This is a genomic window from Kitasatospora sp. NPDC057512 (genome assembly GCF_042802135.1).
Taxonomy (GTDB): Bacteria; Actinomycetota; Actinomycetes; order Streptomycetales; family Streptomycetaceae; genus Kitasatospora.
Genome location: NZ_JBHVET010001233.1, coordinates 1 through 1,333, shown reverse-complemented (window position 1 = coordinate 1,333; position 1,333 = coordinate 1). Strand labels below are relative to the sequence as shown.

2 protein-coding genes are annotated in these 1,333 nt (G+C 73.4%); one reads left to right on the top strand and one right to left on the bottom strand.

Going from position 1 to position 1,333, the window contains the following annotated elements; genetic code table 11:
* Positions 1 to 33: 33 nt before the first annotated feature.
* The gene (locus tag ACFU6K_RS39155) at positions 34 to 234 is read right to left on the bottom strand and encodes a hypothetical protein (protein WP_380671470.1); all 201 of its coding nucleotides are present in this window, start codon (positions 232 to 234) and stop codon (positions 34 to 36) included.
* 143 nt (positions 235 to 377) lie between these two features.
* Here ACFU6K_RS39155 and ACFU6K_RS39150 point away from each other — a divergent pair, with 143 nt between their 5' ends.
* Positions 378 to 1,331 (top strand): aldo/keto reductase, encoded by a 954-nt coding sequence (locus ACFU6K_RS39150; RefSeq protein ID WP_380671468.1) that lies wholly within the window; start codon positions 378 to 380, stop codon positions 1,329 to 1,331.
* The last annotated feature ends 2 nt before the right edge of the window (positions 1,332 to 1,333 follow it).

Here is a 1,333-nt window from a genome sequence, read left to right as displayed (position 1 = left end):
GGGTGACCCGGACGAGGGTCACCCGCGCGAGGGTCACTTGACCGCCAGCCAGACGACGGCGCCCAGGACGACCAGCGCGACGACGGCGACCAGCGCGATCACGCCGGTGCGGCCGCTGCTCTTGCTGCTGCCGTAGGTGGAAACGTTGCCCGGGGCCTGGGGCGCCGGGCTCTCGTCGACGAACGCCCGGAACATCTGGGTGCTGCCGGCGGGGTCGTAGTCGTTGTCAGCCATGGCACGGACTCTAACGAATCGGCCCACCTCGGGCACACCCCGGACCCCCGTCGCGCGGACCACACCACCCCTCCGTGCGACAGCCTCGTGAAGACCGAGGGGTTCACGGAATGCCGGGCCGGGCCATGGGGTTGACTGCCTTCATGACCGGAAACCACAGCCGGGTGAGCCTCGGCACCTCCGACCTGTCCGTCTTCCCGCTCTCCCTCGGCGGCAACGTCTTCGGTTGGACGGCCGACGAACAGCAGTCCTTCGCCGTCCTGGACGCCTACGCGGCGGCCGGCGGAAACTTCGTCGACACCGCCGACGTCTACTCCTCCTGGGCCCCGGGCAACACCGGCGGCGAGTCCGAGACCGTCCTCGGCAACTGGCTGCGCAGCCGCGGCAACCGCGAGGACGTCGTGATCGCCACCAAGGTCGGCATGCTCGCCGAGCGCAGCGGCCTGGGCGCCGCCACCATCAAGGCCGCGGCCGAGGACTCGCTGCGCCGCCTGGGCGTCGAGCGGATCGACCTCTACTACACCCACCGGGACGACGACACCCCGGTCGAGGAGTTCGTCACCGCGCTGGACGAGCTGGTCCGCGAGGGCAAGGTCCGGGCGGTCGCCGCCTCCAACATCTCCGCCGAGCGGCTCACCGAGGCGCTGGCCTTCGCCGAGCGCGAGGGCCTGGCGAAGTACGTCGCCGTCCAGCCGCACTACAACCTGGTCTCGCGCGGCACCTTCGAGGGCCCGCTGGCCGACGTGGTCGCCGAGCACGGCCTGGCCACCGTCCCGTACTACGCCCTGGCCTCCGGCTTCCTGACCGGCAAGTACCGTCCGGGCGCCGACGGCGTGGCCAGCGCCCGCGCCGAGGGCGCCGCCCGCTACCTGGCCGAGCCGCGCGGCCCCAAGGTGCTGGAGGCGCTGGACGCCGTCGCCGCCGAGCAGGGGGTGGAGCCCGCCTCCGTCGCCCTGGCCTGGCTCGCCGCCCGTCCGACGGTCGCCGCCCCGATCGCCAGCGCCCGCACCGTCGAGCAGCTCCCGCCGCTGCTGGTCGGCGCCACCCTGGAGCTCACCCCGGAGCAGACCGCCCTGCTGGACGCCGCCTCCGCCTGAGC

Bases quoted from the DNA above. Each gene is read 5' to 3' on its own strand.
- ACFU6K_RS39155 (WP_380671470.1), bottom strand. From the start codon at position 234: ATGGCTGACAACGACTACGACCCCGCCGGCAGCACCCAGATGTTCCGG.
- ACFU6K_RS39150 (WP_380671468.1), top strand. From the start codon at position 378: ATGACCGGAAACCACAGCCGGGTGAGCCTCGGCACCTCCGACCTGTCC.